Below are 17,936 nucleotides of genomic sequence, written 5' to 3'. Positions count from 1 at the left end.
AATTTGCCGCAGATCTATCTTCGCAACGGAAATAAAACCCTTATACTGAAGAGCGTGTCTGTAGGTAGGGTGCGGCTCATCGCTATGGAATCCGGTATTGACTTGCAGGGGCAGTTTATTGCTGCTCTTGAAACCTTGGGGCTCAATCACGATCTGGCCAAACTACTCTGGCTCCCCTTGCCAATGCTCATTATGCTTGTGGTGGCCACCGTAGGGGTGTTAGTCGCGGTCTGGCTAGAGCGGAAAATTTCAGCCGCAGTGCAGCAGCGCATTGGGCCGGAATACATTGGGCCGTTGGGGATTTTAGCCCCTCTGGCGGATGGTCTAAAACTTCTATTTAAGGAAGATATTTTACCCGCTAACAGTGACCCGTGGCTGTTCACCCTTGGGCCAGCGGTGGTAGTGATTCCCGTCTTTTTGTCCTATATCATTGTCCCCTTTGGCCAAAACCTGCTGATCTCCAATTTGGCGATGGGGGTGTTCCTCTGGATTGCCCTCTCCAGCATTGCGCCGATTGGCTTACTGATGTCTGGCTACGCCTCCAACAATAAGTATTCACTGCTGGGGGGGCTACGGGCAGCAGCGCAGTCCATTAGCTATGAAATCCCCCTCGCCCTAGCGGTACTGGCGGTTGCCATGATGTCCAACGGCTTGGGCACCGTTGAAATTGTCCAGCAGCAGTCCGAGTACGGCATTCTCAGTTGGAATGTTTGGCGGCAGCCGATTGGCTTTCTCATTTTTTGGATTGCCGCCTTGGCAGAGTGCGAGCGCTTACCGTTTGACTTACCGGAGGCCGAAGAGGAACTGGTGGCAGGGTATCAAACCGAGTATCCGGGGATGAAGTTTGCTCTATTTTACCTCGGAGCCTACGTCAATCTGGTGCTGTCCGCCCTACTAGTCAGTGTCCTGTACTTTGGCGGTTGGGACTTCCCCATTCCGCTGCACTTTATTACCGATGCCCTTGGCGTGCCGGAAACAAACCCCTTTCTTCAGATTGCCTTTGCGGTTCTCGGTATTACAATGACCCTCGTGAAAGCTTATTTCTTTATCTTTTTGGCCATTCTCCTGCGCTGGACGGTGCCCCGGGTTCGCATTGACCAACTCTTGGATTTGGGATGGAAATTCCTCTTGCCCGTTGGCCTTGTCAACCTTTTGCTCACCGCTGGCCTCAAGTTAGCCTTTCCCGTCGCCTTTGGCGGTTAGTCGTTTACCTTCTGCGATGAGGTACAACCATGAAATTCCTCAACAAAATTAGCAACTACGCCAAAGAAGCCGTACAGTCAGCCAAATACATTGGTCAGGGATTATCGGTCACCTTTGACCATATGCGCCGCCGACCAGTGACTGTGCAGTATCCCTACGAAAAGCTCATTCCGTCAGAGCGCTTCCGAGGACGCATTCACTTTGAGTTTGACAAGTGTATTGCCTGCGAAGTGTGTGTGCGGGTGTGCCCTATTAACCTGCCTGTGGTGGATTGGGTCTTTAACAAGGAAATTAAAAAGAAAGAACTCAAGCACTACAGTATTGACTTTGGGGTGTGCATCTTCTGTGCCAACTGTGTTGAGTACTGCCCCACAAACTGCCTGTCGGTTACGGAAGAGTACGAACTGGCCACCTACGATCGCCACGAGTTGAACTACGACAGTGTGGCCATGGGGCGGATTCCCTATAAAGTCACTGATGACCCAATGGTGACCCCAATCCGTGAATTTGCCTACTTACCTGCGGGTGTGCTCTCGGGGCACGATCTGCCCGCAGGTGCACAGCGGGCGAGCGAGACAGCGATCGCCGCTGCCAATGAATCGACTGAGAACTAGGAGCCGCTGCTGTGGACTTAGCCACCCTGACCCAAACGATAACCTTCTTTGCCCTCTCTGGTGCGGTGATTGTAGCCGCTTTGGGGGTTGTTCTCCTATCGAATGTTGTTTATTCTGCGTTTTTGCTCGCTGGTGTGTTCATCAGCATTTCCGGCTTATACATTCTCATGAACGCCGATTTTGTGTCGGCGGCGCAGATTTTAATTTACGTTGGCGCCGTGAATGTCCTGATTTTGTTTGCGATCATGCTAGTGAACAAGCGGGAAGAGTACACACCCGTAGCCGGGCGATGGCTGCGGCAGGGGGGAGCAGCAGTTGTGGCTCTAGGGGTCTTTGCGCTGTTAACTAAGACGATTTTGCAAACCCCCTGGCAAATTAGCGACCTGCCCCCCACCAGTGACAGCATTACAACCATTGGCCAGCACTTCTTCAGCGACTTCTTGCTGCCCTTTGAGCTAGCGTCGGTGTTGCTCTTGATGGCGTTAATTGGTGCAGTTGTGCTGGCACGGCGCGAGTTGGTGCTAGAGCCAGAGCCGATCTTTGGGGAAGAGGTCGTCCCGCCCTTGGAATTGCCGGAACGCCCGCGGGAACCAGTAGCTCTGTCTGAAAAGTAAGGGATTTAGTATGCAGTTAACCTATATCTTAATTTTGGCAGCACTCCTCTTTTGTATTGGTATCTACGGTCTGGTCACCAGCCGTAATGCCGTACGGGTGCTGATGTCGATTGAACTGTTGCTCAATGCTGTTAACCTGAACCTCATCGGCTTTGCCAACTATCTTGATGGCCAGCAAATTAAGGGTCAAGTGTTTGCAATCTTTGTGATTACCGTGGCGGCAGCGGAGGCAGCGGTAGGCTTGGCCATTATTTTGGCTATCTATCGCAACCGCGACACCGTCGATATGGAGAAGTTTAATCTCCTGAAATGGTAGTTGGGGAACTGTTGCATAACCTGCTGCGTCTATAACGAAAAACAGTTATCGATTGAAGGGCAGTAACCTATGACGGCGCGTCAACAGCTTGGAAAGTCTGTCACCTACTTGTCATTAATGGCACTGGGTGCAGCAGCAACAATGTTTGCGACTCAGTTTATGCCCTTGGGAACGTCTCTAGAGTCTCCCACCCTTGCCCAGCTACCAGCCCCGCTGCCGGCGGGAAACGATATTAACTTTATTGCCCGCGCGGTCGAGCAGGTGGGGCCAGCGGTAGTGCGAATTGATGCGTCGCGCACAGTGCAAAGCAGTGTCCCCCCCATATTTAATGATCCCTTTTTTCAAGAGTTTTTTGGGCCAATGATGCCACCGCGATCGCGCGAAGAGCGAGGTCTAGGGTCTGGTTTTATTATCAGTAGCGATGGGGTAATCCTCACCAATGCCCACGTCATTGACGGTGCTAACCGTGTCCGCGTCACCCTCAAGGATGGCCGCACCTACGACGGGCAAGTAATTGGCCAAGATCGCCTGACGGATGTGGCGGTGGTCAAGGTGAATGCCACCAATCTCCCCGTGGTGCGTTTGGGAAATTCTGATACTCTGCGCCCGGGAGAGTGGGCGATCGCCATTGGCAATCCCTTGGGGCTAGATAACACGGTTACCGCAGGGATTATCAGTGCCACGGGGCGTTCTAGCGGCGATGTGGGAGTGCCCGACAAGCGGGTTGGCTTTATCCAAACCGATGCGGCCATTAACCCCGGCAACTCCGGTGGACCGCTCCTCAACCAGCGCGGGGAAGTCATTGGCATCAACACCGCTATTATTGGGGGTGCCCAAGGCTTAGGGTTTGCCATTCCCATCGCAACTGCCCAGCGCATTGCCAACCAACTTATTGCCAATGGGCGCGTGGATCATCCCTTCCTGGGCATTCGGATGACGAACTTAACCCCAGAGGTGCAGCAACGGCTGAACACAACCCCCAACAGTCCGGTGCGGGTTCAGGAAAGCTCAGGGGTGTTAATTTTTCAGGTGTTGCCCAACTCCCCAGCGGCTCGCTCTGGCCTGCAAGCGGGGGATGTGATTAAGCGTATTAACGGCCAGCCGATTGCCAAGGCGGATCAAGTGCAGCAAATGGTGGAAAACACCGGCATTGGTCGCACGATGGATATAGAAATTCGCCGCCGTGGCCAAACCTTGACGGTGTCTGTGCAACCTGCTCCTCTGCCGGCTCAAGCCAGTCGCTAGGGTGCTCACAGCGGTTTTGCTAATTCCGACGGGAATTGGTGCAGCCATTGGTGGCTATGCCGGAGATGCGATTCCGGTGGTTCGCGCCATGGCTCAGGTGTGCGATCGCCTGATTACCCATCCCAACGTGCTCAACGGCGCGATGCTGTACTGGCCGTTGGCCAATGTTTGGTACGTTGAGGGCTATGCCTTAGATCAGTTTGCAGCGGGGGAGTGGGGGTTGCGATCGCCGCGCCCCAACCGCATTGGTTTAGTTTTGGATGCTGCCCTAGAGCCAGATCTAAAACTCCGCCATCTTCAAGCAGCGGCAGCCTGCCAAACGACCCTAGGCTTAACCCTGACAGAGAGCATCACTACCGATAGACCGCTGGGGGTCTGCTTACAAACCGCTGCGTCAGGCGCTACGTGGGGAACCCTCAAAGAACCTGGGAGCCTGCTGCGGGCGGCGGAACGCCTAGTCCAAGAGGCCAACGCCGAGGCGATCGCCATTGTCAGCCGTTTTCCTGACGATCTGGGTAGTGCCGCCCTCCACAACTACCGCAGCGGCCATGGGGTCGATCCCCTCGCAGGGGCAGAAGCCGTCATCAGCCATTTGGTCGTACAACACCTACAGGTGCCTGCCGCCCATGCCCCAGCACTACAACCCTTGCCCCTAGATGATAGTGTTCATCCCCGCGCCCTTGCCGAAGAAATTGGCTATACCTTTTTGCCCTCTGTTCTCGTTGGACTCAGCCATGCCCCCGCTATACCCTTCAGCCTGAGGCTGATACGCTATGGCAAACTGCCGTTGATGCGGTGATTTCGCCAGCCACTGCCTTGGGTGGCCGCGGCCTGCTCGCCTTGGCACGGCAGGGCACCCCGATTCTCAGCATTGCCAATAATACAACCACATTGGCGGTCACTGCAGAGGGCTTGGGTCTGGACACCATTCCCTGCCAGTCCTACGCCGAAGCCATTGGCTTCCTCGCGGCCTTAAAAGCAGGGGTTAACTGGCAGACCTTACTCAATCAAATCTCAATCAAATCTAAGGGGCAGCAGCCAAATTCCTAAGCCGCTCAATGGCCTCATCCAACAGTGCCAGCCCCCCTGCCACGGTTTCAATGCGGCAGAGTTGACTCCGCAGTTCTGCCGCCGCCGCAAACCCCTTGGCATACCATGTCAAATGCTTACGGGCTTGGCGAATCCCCCGCTCGCCCTTGTACTCCCACAGGGCAATAAGGTGATCTCGGGCGCATTGGAGTCGCTCGATCACTGTAGGGGCGGGCCGCTGTTGGCCAGTTTTCAAAAAATGATCAATTTCCCCCACCAAGAAGGGATACCCCATCGTCCCCCGGGAGCACATCACCCCGTCGGCACCGGTTTGCTCAAGGCACTGTACCGCTGCCTCTACCGAGAAAATATCACCATTGGCAATGACCGGAATTCGCAGATGCTGTTTAACGCGGCCAATCCACTCCCAGCGCGCAGCACCATTGAAGCCTTGGGCACGGGTACGGGCATGAATGGTGATCATGGCGGCTCCTGCATCTTCCATAGCCTTGGCAAAGTCAAGAATGTTAATCTCCTGATCACTCCAGCCTAGGCGGGTTTTCACCGTCACTGGCACGGAAACTGCCGCCGATACGGTGCGCACGATCGCCGCTGCGGTGGGAACATCTCGCAACAGGGAGGAACCTCCGCCATTCTTTGTGATTTTATTGACTGGACAGCCCATGTTGATGTCCACGGTGTCTGCCCCTTCCGCCACCGCCTTGATGGCTGCTTCCGCCAAAAAATCGGGGCGACAGTCAAACAGTTGAATACTGATGGGGTGCTCGTTGGCATCCACTTCCATGATGCGGGGCAGCGTTTTCAGGTAGTGCAGGCCAGAGGCACTCACCATTTCGGTGTACATCATTGAGTCTGGCGCATACCGCCGCACCAATCGCCGAAACACTAAATCGGTAACCCCAGCAAGGGGAGACTGAAATACACGACTGTTGAGGGTAACCGTGCCAATTTGTAAGGGGGTTGCCAACCGTGACCTTAGCTCTGGAGAGAGTGCCAGCATGAGCAGTGCAATGAACGGTGCTCTGGAACTTCGGATCTCTATTGTCCGCCAAGGAGTTCCGGTTCGGCAATGCTGCTTTGGCGTACCCCTTGGACAATGTACCAGTTCAAAAACACACTACAGCACTGTAGCGCCAGTTCGGAGTATCCCCGCTCGATCAGCCACTGCAAGAAGGGTGCCATCGTTTTTTCGTTTAGCTGCCCCCACAAGGACAAGATCCCCCAAAGCCACCAATGGAAAACCGTGCGTTGCACCATCAGCCGCACCGCAAAGGTGGGATGCTTTTTATAAAAAAGGGCACCGGTTTTTCCGCGCTGAATGGCTTTGCTGACCAAGTAGGGCAATTGCTCTAGGGTAAAGGGCGGATGGACATGGTAACCGATGGCTTGGGGGGCTTTAGCTAAGCGAACACCAATATTTTTGAGCCGCAGCCCAAGTTCTAGATCATGCCACCCATACCCTTTGAAGTCTGTGTCAAAGAGGCCGACCTCGAACAGCAGGTGCTTGGCGATCGCCACATTTTTGGTATCAAAGAATGCCGCTGAAAAATCGGTGATTTTGGCTGGGGTGCGGGTTGGGTCTTCTAGGTTACAGGTTTCAATGCAGTGGCCGTAGGTAAATACTTTGTCGTCGCCGTACTGAGCGTAGGCGCGGTGTAGTGCTTCGGCATGACCTTGGAGAAAGTGGGGCGTGGCAATGAGGTCACTATCGACAAAAAGGATAATGTCTCCCGTTGCCTTTTCGACCCCAAGGTTACGGGCAGCGGCCGGGCCTGTATTCTCTTTCGTGAACCAGCGCACATGGGGCAAGTCTTTTTGGTTGGCCTCTAGCCACGAAAGGGTGTCATCCGTTGAGCCATCATCGACGACAATAATTTCATAGCCCTCTAGCAGTTCAGTATTGTAAGTTTGCTGCTCGAGAGCTTGTAGCGCCTTGGCCAACAGCGATCGCCGATTGTAGGTAGGAATAACAACACTAAAAAACATTCTGATTGCTGAATGGGTTCCCAACACTAATTATCCTAGGTCAGCCTCAACAGTGGGGCAGTAACGGTCAGCATAAGCACCGCCAGTAGTGCGCCTGTGGTGGTATTAATACCATTCACTACCTCGTTACTCAGCCAAGTATAACGCTCTTGGAGGGTTGCCCCAACGACGCTTTCCACAAGATTCGCAAGAAAGGCCGCCAATATGCAGATCGGCACCGCGATCGCCGCCATTAATCCCAGCTCCCACCCCAGCCCAGCAATGAGCGCCGCCCCTAGGAATCCCGCCAGCGTTCCCTCTAGACTGACAGCCCCCTCTGTCCCCCGCGGCACGGGTTGCAGGGTTGTAATCAAAAACGTCCGCTGACCGTAGGCTTTCCCCACTTCACTGGCACAGGTATCGAAGAGTTTAGTACTAAAGCTGGCAACAAAGGCCACGAGTAATAGGTCGTGCCCCTTTGGCAGTAGCGGGATCAACAGGGCACACACTGCCCCCGTCAAGGCTGACCCCCACACATTCTCTGGTCCCCGGGCACCCTGCCGTTTTTCAGCAATGCCCGCCGCTTGTTTTTGCGCCATGCCAACCCGCGTCACCGCTGAACCCACTAAAAAGTAAACTATAACCACCAGATACCCTCGCCAGCCAAGGGTGCCCCAGATCAGCACCCCCAGTAGCCATGCATGAAGCAGTCCGGCAAGGGTGAGCAAGGTTTGGCGGCTCAAGAGGCCAAGGCCCGCTAAGGCTGTGTTGAGGAGAATTCCCACCAGCCACGGCGGTGTGGCCACCATAATATCCAGTAGTTGATTCACCGTGGTGTGCAATGCTTCGAGCTTCAGCCAGTCCTTATCATACCCTGGGGCTGCAAGAGTGCCACAATAGCAAGGGGGCGCAGGATATGGGAGGGATCGATACTACCACAGTTGTTTGGGAGGTTATACAGCGTGTCCCCACTCTCGACGTTGAATGGATCGGATGCCACCTCGGCAACGGTGCTGCTGCGGGTGTCTGGCTTGCGTTGCGCAGGCTGTGTGCGCTCCCTAGAGCGACAGTTAGAGCAGTTGCCCGGAGTCACTGCGGCGGCGGTCAATTTAGTGACGGGCACGGCCATTGTTACCTACGGGTCAAGCCTGACAAGTCCAGACGCGATTGTTCAGCACATCAATCAGGGGACGTTTCAAGCCACACTGGTGGCACCGAATGCGCCGCTGCAACTGCCACCCCCTTCAGACGGTAAACCTCTCGCCGCCTTGGCGATTGGGCTGTTGATTCTCTCTAGCCTCGGCCATGGTATTCACCTGTTGCCCGGCCACTGGCCGATGTTGGAAACGATGGTGTTGCATTGGGGGTTGGCTACCCTAGCGTTGCTGCTGCCAGGGCGCGATATTGTCCGAGAAGGGATCAAGGGGCTGTGGCACGGTCGCCCGAATATGAATACCCTTGTGGCCTTGGGGGCGTTGGCTGCCTATGGTACGAGTACGGTGGCGTGGCTATGGCCGCAATTGGGGTGGGACTGTTTTTTTGATGAGCCGGTGATGATCTTGGGGTTTATCCTCTTGGGGCGCACCCTAGAGCAGGGGGTGCGGCAACGGGCGCAGCAGGGATTGCGATCGCTTCTGGCATTGCAGCCCCTTGAAGCCACATGGCTGCCCAGTTTAGAGTGCCGGGAACCGTGGCCCATTCCAGTGAGCCAAATTCAGGTGGGAGACTGGCTCTGGGTGGCCGCAGGGGACACCTTTCCTGCGGATGGCACAATTGTGGCGGGCGAAACCTTAGTGGATGAGTCCATGCTCACCGGGGAAGCCACACCTGTCCTCAAGGGACTAGGCGCAACAGTTTTGGCGGGCAGTCGTAATCAAGCTGCCGCCGTGACGATTCGGGTCGAGCGGTGTGGGCAAGCCGCCTTTCTTGGTCAAATTTTAGAGTTGGTACTACAGGCTCAAAACCGCAAGGCTCCTGTCCAGAGAGTGGCCGATAGGGTTGCGGGCTATTTTGGCTATGGGGTTTTGGCCTTGGCTGCTGCTACAGGGCTGTTTTGGTGGGCGATCGCGCCCCATTTTTGGCCAAATCTCACAACACCACTGTTACCCTTGAAACTGGCCTTGAGTGTGTTAGTCATTGCCTGTCCTTGCGCCTTGGGGTTAGCCACCCCCATTGCCCTCTTGGTGGGCACCAGTCGCGCGGCGGCCAACGGTGTGGTTATCCGGGGGGGCGATGTCCTTGAGCGTAGCCAACACCTGACCACCATTGTCTTCGATAAAACGGGCACCCTAACCAGCGGGCAACTCGAGCTAGAGGCTGTGACCCGCTACGGTTCCCTTGAGGAAGAGGAGGTGCTCACGGTGCTTGCTAGCCTAGAGCAAGAGAGTTCCCATCCCCTTGCCCGTGCCATTCAGCGCGCCCATGGTTGCGCTGAGCTACTAGCCGTAACCGATCTCACCACTGAGTTGGGGCTAGGGGTCTGCGGTTGGATTGGCGAGCACTACTACCAAGCCGGGCGCTTAGCATGGCTCGATCGCCAAGGAATTGACTGCCGTGATGCCCACCCAAGCACAACCCACGTTGCCTTAGCCTGCGATCGCCAGTTGGTTGCTGTGTGCACCTTTCGCGATCGCCTGCGCAGCGATGCCATCGAAACCGTAAAAGCCCTAAAAAACCAAGGTTTCGCCGTGCACGTCCTGACAGGGGATACCGCACATGCCACCCAGCCGTTGCTGGCACCCTTGAACCTGCCAGCAGATGCCATTCACACCGATCTACAACCCCATGAGAAGTTAGCCTTAATTGAGGCATGGCAAGCAGCGGGAGAAACCGTTGCCATGGTGGGGGATGGCCTGAATGATGCCCCTGCCCTCACCACTGCCGCCGTTGGCATTAGCTTGGCCAGTGGTACAGAGGTCGCCATTGAAGCAGCGGATGTGATTCTTGTCCGTAACCAGCTTAGTGATCTGCTAACGGTGTTGTCCCTGAGCCGTGCCACCTTTGCTAAAATTCAACAAAATTTGCTCTGGGCGGTAGCCTACAATCTGGTGGGGTTACCCGTTGCGGCTGGTGCCTTGCTCCCCTTGTGGGGGGTGAGCTTGACACCAGCGGTGGCAGCCGCTTGCATGGCGTTTAGTTCCATTGCGGTTGTTGTCAACTCACTTTGGGGTATCAATGCCTTTACTCGTTCATATTCTTATAGGTCGCTACTGCGGACGGTGAAATCTGATTCAAGTATCGGAAAATCCAATACTTAAAGACAGTATCGAGCATAACCGGAAAAGTGGCAATGAACATATTGATAAAATCCTCATTACGGGGAAAGCCAAAATGTTCAAGAGTGTTATTCACTAAAACCTCCCAGCCATGGGGGGAGTGAAAACCGACAAAAACATCAGTAAATAAAATAATCACAAAGGCTTTGGCACTATCACTCAGACCATAGACAACCTCATCTAAAAAGGCTTTAACAATAGCCAGTTGCCGCTGTCCTGTAAACACCAGCGTTAAGAACACTGAAAAACCCAGCGCATCGGACAGAATATTTTTTAGGGGTTCAATAAGTTCTTTTTGGTACTCTGTCGATAGCTCAATGGCTTTCTCACGAATACGAGCCTGAATCTCTGCGGATGAAACCGCTACATTACCAACAAGACTTTCAAAACGAATCTTGTTTTCAAACCGTGCTAGCTCATCAAGAATATTATCTTCAAGTTGAGAGTTAATAATGCGCTCAATTTGCCCCACTGCCTTAAAGTGATTCACGAGGGGGCTAACAATTAGTGCTTTAGAAATCTGCTGTGTCAGCAAGGGCAAAATGATGAGAAGTAATAGAAATCGAACAGCTAAGCGAGTTCGTAATTTTGACGTGCGAAAATCCCGCACAACTTCGGTTTCAGTGGTTTCATCAGAGTTGAGTTCACGACGAAAACGATCGGCGGTTCGTAAAATTGAGCGGGGAATAAAGCTACTGCTGTCAAGCTTAGAGTCGTCGGTTAAATCATCATTAATATATTCCGATAGATACAGTGAATCATCCTCGACACGATCTAGCGCTGCCGATCGCTGTCGTTGGTCAGGGTCTTGGTGGCTAAGGCTGGGACGGGCAAGGGCATTCAGTTCTCGTTCCCGCTGTCGGCGATAGCGGTTAAGGGTGGCATCAATCACTCGTAGTTTTTCATAGACGGTTGGTTCTGGGGTATCCTCGCTGGCGGTGGCTGTAACCGTGTAGGTTGCTGCTGAACCATTGCGCTCTACACCAGAAACTGGGCGACGCTCAGGGCTGGGGGACAGGGGCAGAAACTGACGGCTGGCGCGGAATTCTGTCATCCGCATCCGAATGGTCTTCAAACGTTGTTTTAGCTCTGTTTCAAAGTAGCTGGAAACTTCCCCAAGGGGCAAATTGAGCGGACTAATGGGTTGCCCATCGAAGTGTTCGAGCTCAATTTTACGAATGCTGAGAGCAGCCTCGTAGGCTTCTTGCAGTGCCCGCTCCGGAGTTGTTAGGTACCACTGTTCTGCACGTTTAATCCATTGTCCAAGGCGAGCAAGGGGGTTGCTGGACATTGTTCCTCTCGGCAGTTGTTCAACACGCCATGTACAAAGCTATGTAAAAGCTATGTAGTAGGATCGTACCAACTTAATTTTAGTGAGCGTTGTCTTACGTGTTGCGGTGGATTAGTGGCGGCAGCCGCAGTGGTAAAACCCACAACCTCGTTGGCTACATTGCCGAATGGCTACAGGCGCAGCAGATCCCAGAGCAGCCAAAATGTCCGCCCTACATTTCCTGTGAGCGATCGCTCCTGTTGTTAACCGATACTGGCGAAGGACGAGACCATCTCAGCACCCAACTTGAGCGCAAACTCGGTGCCGGTTACTTTCCCTATATCACGACACCGCTTGGCTTTATGCAGGATGAGGTGATGCTGTTTTGGCCCCTGTTAGTCAAGCTCAACGCAGTGGCCGCCCGTCCACCCCTACGGTTGGCAACGGAACTGGAACTTCTTTGGGCGAAGGCACTGTGGCACTCAGACTTAGAGCAAAACACCTTTGCCGCACTCAGTAACAATCGCGATCGCGCCGTGCGCCATTTGCTGGATATTTTCCAGTTAGCGGCCTTTGCGGGTATGGATCTGCCAGAGATTCCCACCCTCATGGCCGATCACGGGGTGGCCGTTGCCCCAGAAACGATGGCAGCCATTGTGGCGGTGCTGAGTCGGTGGCGACATTGGTGTACCCAACATAGCCTGCTGACCTATGGCATCATCGCGGATTTATTTGGCCGGGTACTCCTGCGGCAGCAAGACTATCAACTTTCGCTGCGGCGGCGGTTTCGTGGCATTGTGGCCGATAACATCCACAACTACCCTGCCCTTGTTGCTGATCTATTGGGGCTGCTGGCCAGTGGCATTCCTCCTGAGATCCCTGTCCCGCCAGACATTCCCAGACAGGCGGTCACCATGGTTCTGAGCCACCAACCCACTGGTGTAGTGCGCCTAGGGCTTGGGGCGGATCCCGATGCGTTTTTGGCCTTGAAGGCAAGGGCGACGGTGGAGGAACTGCCGCCCCCCCAGCAAACAATCCTCGGTATTGGCGACCCTAGGATTCGTGTTGCCGAACTCCTGACAACCCCACAGCCACAGTTGCCGCCGCAAATTGTAACGCTGCAAACCACCTCCCGCATGCAGTTACTCAGCCAAATCTGCGCGACAGTGACCCAGGCAGTGCGCAGCCAGCAGGTCATGCCGCAGGAGATTGCCATCCTTGGTCCGGGGATCGATACCATTGCCCGCTATGTCCTCACCACGGAGCTAGGCCAGCAGGGGATTCCCGTCGTTGTTCTCAACGATCAACGGCCGTTAATTCAATCACCCTACGTGCGTGCCCTCTTAACAGTGCTGATGTTGGTCTATCCGGGGATCAGTCTGGAGTGCTCAGCGGGGGCGATCGCCGAACTATTGGAGGTGTTCCACGCCAAAAACCATGAGATTGATGCGGTGCGGGCAGGTCTGTTAGCCGCCCATTGTTTGCAGCCACGCCCCCTCAAACTCTTAGCCGCTAGCCACTATAGTCGCTGGGATCGCTTGGGGCATCGAGCCAGCACTGCCTACGAAACCTTTCGCACGTGGCTCGGTAGCCTACCGACAACCCAGCCCCCCACAGCTGTGATGGATGCTGCCATTCAGCGCTACCTCTGGCCGCAAAATTTACCGGCAACCGAATTGGCTGCCCTACGGTCTCTCCTAGAGAGCGCCGCGGACTACTGGCAGGTCTGCGAGCACCTGCATACCCTGACCCCCCTGAGCAGCGGCTGGAGGAATGGATTCGCTTGCTGCGACGGGGCACCGTAACGGCTGATCCGCCCCCCTTGCACCCCCCACCCCAAGGGGTTCTATTGGCAACGACATTTCAGTATCGCAGCACACAGCAAGCCCATCGTTGGCATTTTTGGCTAGACGCTAGCAGCCCTCGCTGGCAAGATGGTGGCCTGCAAACCCTGTGGCAAGCCCCTATGTTTCTACGTCAAGGCACCGCCAGTCCCAGTGCCTTGGTATGGCAGTCTGAATCAGAGCGATTGCAGCAGCTACTGGTTGATCTGTGCTTGCGGGTGGGCGATCGCCTCTACCTGTGCCATAGTGACCTTGCAGCCAACGGCAAAGAACAGGACGGTCCACTGCTGGCATTCGTCGATTTGGCGGCAGGTTCCATGGATGGGAGTATGATAGATACAGCCAATTCCCAACTCAGCAAGCCGAAACAGCAATAGCCGCCGGACGTTACGTGCGCTTGCTGATAGGGTGCTGTAACGCCATCGGGCAAACCAACTAGGGAGACCACTGCTTGTCGCCACGCTTTTCACTGACTACACCGCTTTACTATGTCAATGCCTTACCCCACATTGGCAGCGCCTACACAACCATTGCTGCCGATGTCGTTGCTCGCTTTTATCGTCTCCAAGGGTATCATGTGCGCTTTATCACCGGTACGGATGAGCACGGCCAGAAAATTGAGCGCACCGCCCAGCAGCGCGGCCTCACGCCCCAAGATCACTGCGATGAAATTGCCGCTGGCTTTGAAGCCCTGTGGCAGCAGTTACACATTACCTACGACCGCTTTAGTCGCACCACCAGTCCGCGCCACCATGCCATTGTTCGGGAGTTCTTCCAGCGGGTGTGGGACAACGGCGACATTTATCTAGGGCAACAACAGGGGTGGTACTGCGTTGAGTGCGAAGAATTCAAAGAAGAGCGGGAATTACTCGAGGGACAGCGCTGTCCCATTCATGTCAATCGGCCAGTGGAGTGGCGCGATGAACGGAACTACTTTTTCCGTTTGTCGACGTACCAAGATGCACTGCTGGCCTACTACGCCACCCATCCTGACTTTGTGCAGCCCCGCAGCCGCCGCAATGAAGTCCTGAGTTTCATAGAGCAGGGGTTGCAAGATTTTTCGATTTCGCGGGTGAACCTTGACTGGGGCTTTCCGGTACCCACCGATCCAGAGCATACCCTTTACGTTTGGTTTGATGCCCTCCTAGGGTATGTCACCGCACTGTTAGAGCCGGAACAGGAACCCACCCTAGCAAATGCACTAAGCACATGGTGGCCGATTAACTTGCACATTATTGGCAAGGATATTTTGCGCTTCCATGCCATTTCCTGGCCGGCTATGCTCATGTCGGCAGGGTTACCGTTGCCCGAGCAAATTTTTGTCCATGGGTTCCTCACGAAAAACGGTCAGAAAATGGGGAAAAGTTTGGGGAATACCCTCGATCCCGTTGCCCTAGTGCAGCAGTATAGTGCGGATGCCGTTCGCTATTACTTCATGAAAGAAGTAGAATTTGGCCGCGATGGTGACTTTAGCGAAACTCGCTTTGTGAATATCCTCAATGCCGACTTGGCCAACGATATTGGTAACTTGCTCAACCGCACCCTCAAAATGGCATGGAAATATACTGGCGGCGAGGTGCCCGCCATTGACATCCATGCCATTGCGCCAGAGCATCCTCTCCGGCAATTGGCAGAGCACGTGAGCCAGTCCTACGGGACGGCTTATCGGCGCTTAGCCTTCCACGAGGTCTGCCAACTCGCCTTGGGGTTGGCGCGATCGGGAAATAAATTCTTAGATGAAGAAGCACCGTGGAAGCGGGCAAAAGCTGGGGAGATGAATGCCGTGGCAGAAATTCTCTATTGTGTTCTAGAGGCCGTACGTTTACTAGCCTACGTACTTGCGCCCATTATCCCCCACTTGAGTGAAGCTATCTATCAACAGTTAGGTTATAGTGTTAATTTTAATGGATCAGTGATCGACTCAGCATTGTTGGCCGATAGTCAGGCGCACTGGGGGGTTCTGCCTGCCGGTCAGCCCTTGTCTCAGCCAGCGCCAGTATTTCAAAAGCTCTCAGTCCTAGCTCCAGTCCCCAGTGACCCGAACTAGGCTAGAGTAATACCTTTATTTACATAAAACATTTTTTTGAGATGGTTTTTGCATGGTTACATCTTCTACATCTGTGATTTACAGTCCTGAACACGTGCTGCAAAATCGGGGTCGGGTTGCCATTTTTATTGATGGTTCAAATCTATTTTATGCAGCATTGCAATTGGGTATTGAAATTGACTACTCAAAGCTGCTTTGCCATCTGACCCAAGGCTCTCGTTTGTTTCGTTCCTTTTTCTATACTGGAGTTGATCCCTCCAACGAGAAACAGCAAGGGTTCCTCTTATGGATGCGGCGCAATGGCTACCGGGTTGTCTCTAAGGAACTTGTGCAGTTACCCGATGGCTCTAAAAAAGCCAACCTAGATGTTGAAATTGCCGTTGATATGATGGCCTTAGTGGGGTGTTATGACACAGCCATTCTAGTCAGTGGCGATGGAGATTTGGCCTATGCGGTTGATGCAGTCAGTTATCGGGGAGCACGGGTCGAGGTGGTCAGTTTGCGCTCGATGACCAGCGATAGCCTTATTAACGTTGCCGATCGCTACATTGACCTTGAAAGTATTCGCGAAGACATCCAAAAAGCACCGCGGACAACCTATACCTACCGCCCTTTAACCGGTGGATTGACACCTCCGGAGCTATCGAGTACATCATGGGAAGACAATGTCTCTGAGTCTGCGAATGCTGGAACATCGCCGCTGGAACCGTTGGACAATTTGGACAATAATGCCCCTGCTTAGGCTTGTCCTCCTCGGCAGTTTGGCGGGGTGTGGCTGGGTCGATGCTTGGATTGGCGACGAACCCACCCCAGAGCCAGAAGTGACCGGAGCAGTTCGCTTGCAAAACCTGACCCTGCAGCAGACGGATGATCAAGGGCAGATTCTCTGGTTACTACAGGCAGACGGTGCTCGCTACAGTGATGGGGGTCTCCAGCAAATTGAGATCGACAATTTGCGCGGGGATCTGCGGGTGGCGGGCAAGCCCACTTACACCCTAGAGGCGAAAGCCGTCAAGGTTCGGCAGCGCAATGACCAACTCTGGATTGAGGGGCGAACCACGGTGACCGATGTTGCGGCTAGGGGAACAATTGTTGCGGATCAGTTTGTGTGGCGGGGCGATCGCGCCCTACTGCAAGCGCAGAAAAACCTACAAATTCGCTATCCGCAAGTGGCTATCACAGCGCAACGGTTAGAAGCAGACAGTCAACGCCAAGAACTGCGAGCACTGAAGGCGGTGCAGGTCACGTCCAGCCTGCCTGAAGCACAAGATCTGCGCCTCAGCACCGATGTCCTCGTGTGGCAACAGGAGCAGGAGCGCCTCTTGGCCGGTGTGGGGGGGGCTGGAGGGGTTACAGTCGTAGGCGTTGCTGGCGATCGCCTCCGTGCCCAAGAAGCCGAATGGTCAATTCCGCAGCAGCAGGTTACCCTACGGCGATCGGTACAGGTGGACTTGCAGGAACCTAGGCTCTTGGCTCGGGGAGAGCTGATCCAGTGGCGGATCGACCGTCAGCAAATCATCAGTGATGCCCCCCTCACCGTCGAATACCCCTCCCAAGGGATCACAGGCCAAGCCCGTCGCGGTGTTCTCTTTTTAGACGATAATCGCGCCATCTTTGAGAATGCACGCTTACAAAGTCAGCCCCAAGCGGCGCAACTACGGGCACAACGCCTGACGTGGCGGATTCCTCAACAACAGGTGGAGGCCAGCGGCCACGTCGAAATCCAGCGGCCTAATGCCACCCTGCGCACGGCGCAACTGGTGTGGCGCATGCCCCAGCAGGAAGTCGAAGCCCAAGGCGGCGTGTTTTATCACCAAGCCAACTCGCGCATTCAGGTGCGCGGCCAGCAAGCTAAAGGCTGGCTCGATCGCCAAGAAGTCATTGTTACGGGTCGGGTGCAAACCCAAGTCCCGGTTCAGTTGCGATTGCCCTAAAAGTGATTTCATAATGTCTAAATCCTAGAAACGATTTATTACTAACCGCAATGATTATTGGGCGCAATTGCTAGAATCGCAACACCATCGTTCCTTAGGTCAAGGAGTTATTCATAATGCTGCGCCCTTCCTTTGCCCTCCTCGGAGCCGCTACCCTCGGTTTGACAGTAGCGATCGCCCCCCCGGTTCTAGCAGAGCGGGAAGTTGAAGTTGCCCGCGATAGCCGGGGCCGCGTTTATACTGCAGACATGGATTCGCGCCGCTTTTACACCAAACAGTAATGGCATCACCCAAGTGGACTTTAGCCTTTCCACCCGTGGGGATGACTATTGGCTTGACTTCTCCCCTCCTTGAAAGAGAGGGGATTCCCAAAGGATGCTACGCAACGGGCTGAAGCCGCGTTGCTTCGCTTTTCCCTTGAGCTGTCACCCACAACTTAATGCGGGTGGGGGCAGTCAAAGACCCCCTACTCACCTCAAGCATTTCTGCTATTGGGACTACGTTTATGTTTCGGTTCGTGGTTTCGCGCTTTTCAACACTAGCCAATTCGATACGCTCA

Annotated in this window: 16 protein-coding genes and 1 pseudogene; 13 read left to right on the top strand and 4 right to left on the bottom strand. The window is 54.4% G+C overall.

Annotation, left to right across the window (positions count from 1 at the left end; genetic code table 11):
* Positions 1-84: 84 nt before the first annotated feature.
* From nuoH to BRW62_RS10060, 6 genes and pseudogenes are all read left to right on the top strand, one after another.
* A complete protein-coding gene (nuoH, locus tag BRW62_RS10085) occupies positions 85-1,203 on the top strand; it encodes an NADH-quinone oxidoreductase subunit NuoH (RefSeq protein WP_099799317.1) in 1,119 nt (372 codons plus the stop codon).
* Positions 1,204-1,232: 29 nt separating this feature from the next.
* Positions 1,233-1,817, top strand: coding sequence for an NAD(P)H-quinone oxidoreductase subunit I (ndhI, locus tag BRW62_RS10080; RefSeq protein ID WP_099799316.1), 585 nt, complete (start codon positions 1,233-1,235; stop codon positions 1,815-1,817).
* Positions 1,818-1,828: 11 nt separating this feature from the next.
* On the top strand, positions 1,829-2,431 hold the full coding sequence (locus BRW62_RS10075; protein ID WP_099799315.1) for an NADH-quinone oxidoreductase subunit J: 603 nt from the start codon (positions 1,829-1,831) through the stop codon (positions 2,429-2,431).
* A gap of 10 nt (positions 2,432-2,441) precedes the next feature.
* Positions 2,442-2,747, top strand: coding sequence for an NADH-quinone oxidoreductase subunit NuoK (nuoK, locus tag BRW62_RS10070; protein ID WP_099799314.1), 306 nt, complete (start codon positions 2,442-2,444; stop codon positions 2,745-2,747).
* A 69-nt stretch (positions 2,748-2,816) separates the two neighbouring features.
* Entirely contained in the window at positions 2,817-3,992 is a 1,176-nt protein-coding gene (locus BRW62_RS10065; RefSeq protein ID WP_099799313.1) for an HhoA/HhoB/HtrA family serine endopeptidase, read from the top strand.
* Positions 3,961-5,042: pseudogene (locus BRW62_RS10060) on the top strand (DUF3326 domain-containing protein). Before BRW62_RS10065 ends, BRW62_RS10060 begins: the two are co-directional and overlap by 32 nt.
* On the opposite strand, the gene dusB reads toward BRW62_RS10060, so the two are convergent.
* The 3 genes from dusB to BRW62_RS10045 are packed head-to-tail and all read right to left on the bottom strand — an operon-like array spanning position 5,017 to position 7,816.
* Entirely contained in the window at positions 5,017-6,042 is a 1,026-nt protein-coding gene (dusB, locus tag BRW62_RS10055; RefSeq protein WP_099799312.1) for a tRNA dihydrouridine synthase DusB, read from the bottom strand. The pseudogene BRW62_RS10060 and the gene dusB sit on opposite strands and share 26 nt — an antisense overlap.
* A gap of 38 nt (positions 6,043-6,080) precedes the next feature.
* Positions 6,081-7,028, bottom strand: a complete 948-nt coding sequence (locus tag BRW62_RS10050; RefSeq protein ID WP_099799311.1) for a glycosyltransferase family 2 protein — start codon at positions 7,026-7,028, stop codon at positions 6,081-6,083.
* Positions 7,029-7,063: 35 nt separating this feature from the next.
* Positions 7,064-7,816: a TIGR00297 family protein gene (locus tag BRW62_RS10045; RefSeq protein ID WP_099799921.1), complete on the bottom strand. Its 753-nt coding sequence runs from the start codon at positions 7,814-7,816 to the stop codon at positions 7,064-7,066.
* 153 nt (positions 7,817-7,969) lie between these two features.
* Between BRW62_RS10045 and BRW62_RS10040 the strand changes: the two genes are divergently transcribed.
* Positions 7,970-10,264 carry a heavy metal translocating P-type ATPase gene (locus BRW62_RS10040; protein WP_198406003.1) on the top strand — a complete coding sequence of 765 codons (2,295 nt, stop codon included), beginning with the start codon at positions 7,970-7,972 and terminating at the stop codon, positions 10,262-10,264.
* Here the strand turns inward: BRW62_RS10040 and pxcA are convergent.
* The gene (gene pxcA, locus BRW62_RS10035) at positions 10,188-11,573 is read right to left on the bottom strand and encodes a proton extrusion protein PcxA (RefSeq protein ID WP_099799309.1); all 1,386 of its coding nucleotides are present in this window, start codon (positions 11,571-11,573) and stop codon (positions 10,188-10,190) included. The genes BRW62_RS10040 and pxcA overlap by 77 nt on opposite strands.
* 89 nt (positions 11,574-11,662) lie before the next feature.
* Between pxcA and BRW62_RS10030 the strand changes: the two genes are divergently transcribed.
* From BRW62_RS10030 to BRW62_RS10010, 6 genes are all read left to right on the top strand, one after another.
* The gene (locus BRW62_RS10030) at positions 11,663-13,357 is read left to right on the top strand and encodes a hypothetical protein (protein ID WP_198406002.1); all 1,695 of its coding nucleotides are present in this window, start codon (positions 11,663-11,665) and stop codon (positions 13,355-13,357) included.
* The gene (locus BRW62_RS13480) at positions 13,336-13,773 is read left to right on the top strand and encodes a hypothetical protein (RefSeq protein ID WP_198406001.1); all 438 of its coding nucleotides are present in this window, start codon (positions 13,336-13,338) and stop codon (positions 13,771-13,773) included. Before BRW62_RS10030 ends, BRW62_RS13480 begins: the two co-directional genes overlap by 22 nt.
* A 74-nt stretch (positions 13,774-13,847) precedes the next feature.
* Positions 13,848-15,443 (top strand): methionine--tRNA ligase, encoded by a 1,596-nt coding sequence (gene metG, locus BRW62_RS10025; RefSeq protein WP_099799308.1) that lies wholly within the window; start codon positions 13,848-13,850, stop codon positions 15,441-15,443.
* A gap of 52 nt (positions 15,444-15,495) precedes the next feature.
* Positions 15,496-16,185, top strand: coding sequence for a LabA-like NYN domain-containing protein (locus tag BRW62_RS10020; RefSeq protein WP_376787921.1), 690 nt, complete (start codon positions 15,496-15,498; stop codon positions 16,183-16,185).
* A complete protein-coding gene (gene lptC, locus BRW62_RS10015) occupies positions 16,172-17,377 on the top strand; it encodes an LPS export ABC transporter periplasmic protein LptC (protein WP_099799307.1) in 1,206 nt (401 codons plus the stop codon). Before BRW62_RS10020 ends, lptC begins: the two co-directional genes overlap by 14 nt.
* Positions 17,378-17,493: 116 nt before the next feature.
* The gene (locus BRW62_RS10010; protein WP_198406000.1) at positions 17,494-17,658 is read left to right on the top strand and encodes a hypothetical protein; all 165 of its coding nucleotides are present in this window, start codon (positions 17,494-17,496) and stop codon (positions 17,656-17,658) included.
* Positions 17,659-17,936: the final 278 nt, after the last annotated feature.

Origin of the sequence: Thermostichus lividus PCC 6715 (genome assembly GCF_002754935.1) — a bacterium.
GTDB classification, from domain to species: domain Bacteria; phylum Cyanobacteriota; class Cyanobacteriia; order Thermosynechococcales; family Thermosynechococcaceae; genus Thermosynechococcus; species Thermosynechococcus lividus.
The sequence above is the reverse complement of the archived record's forward strand: the minus strand, read 5'-3'. Positions and strand labels throughout refer to the sequence as shown.

Bases quoted from the DNA above. Each gene is read 5' to 3' on its own strand.
- BRW62_RS10065 (WP_099799313.1), top strand. From the start codon at position 2,817: ATGACGGCGCGTCAACAGCTTGGAAAGTCTGTCACCTACTTGTCATTA.
- lptC (WP_099799307.1), top strand. From the start codon at position 16,172: ATGCCCCTGCTTAGGCTTGTCCTCCTCGGCAGTTTGGCGGGGTGTGGC.
- BRW62_RS10045 (WP_099799921.1), bottom strand. From the start codon at position 7,816: ATGGTGGCCACACCGCCGTGGCTGGTGGGAATTCTCCTCAACACAGCC.
- pxcA (WP_099799309.1), bottom strand. From the start codon at position 11,573: ATGTCCAGCAACCCCCTTGCTCGCCTTGGACAATGGATTAAACGTGCA.
- nuoH (WP_099799317.1), top strand. From the start codon at position 85: ATGGAATCCGGTATTGACTTGCAGGGGCAGTTTATTGCTGCTCTTGAA.
- nuoK (WP_099799314.1), top strand. From the start codon at position 2,442: ATGCAGTTAACCTATATCTTAATTTTGGCAGCACTCCTCTTTTGTATT.
- dusB (WP_099799312.1), bottom strand. From the start codon at position 6,042: ATGCTGGCACTCTCTCCAGAGCTAAGGTCACGGTTGGCAACCCCCTTA.
- ndhI (WP_099799316.1), top strand. From the start codon at position 1,233: ATGAAATTCCTCAACAAAATTAGCAACTACGCCAAAGAAGCCGTACAG.
- BRW62_RS10050 (WP_099799311.1), bottom strand. From the start codon at position 7,028: ATGTTTTTTAGTGTTGTTATTCCTACCTACAATCGGCGATCGCTGTTG.
- BRW62_RS10010 (WP_198406000.1), top strand. From the start codon at position 17,494: ATGCTGCGCCCTTCCTTTGCCCTCCTCGGAGCCGCTACCCTCGGTTTG.
- BRW62_RS10020 (WP_376787921.1), top strand. From the start codon at position 15,496: ATGGTTACATCTTCTACATCTGTGATTTACAGTCCTGAACACGTGCTG.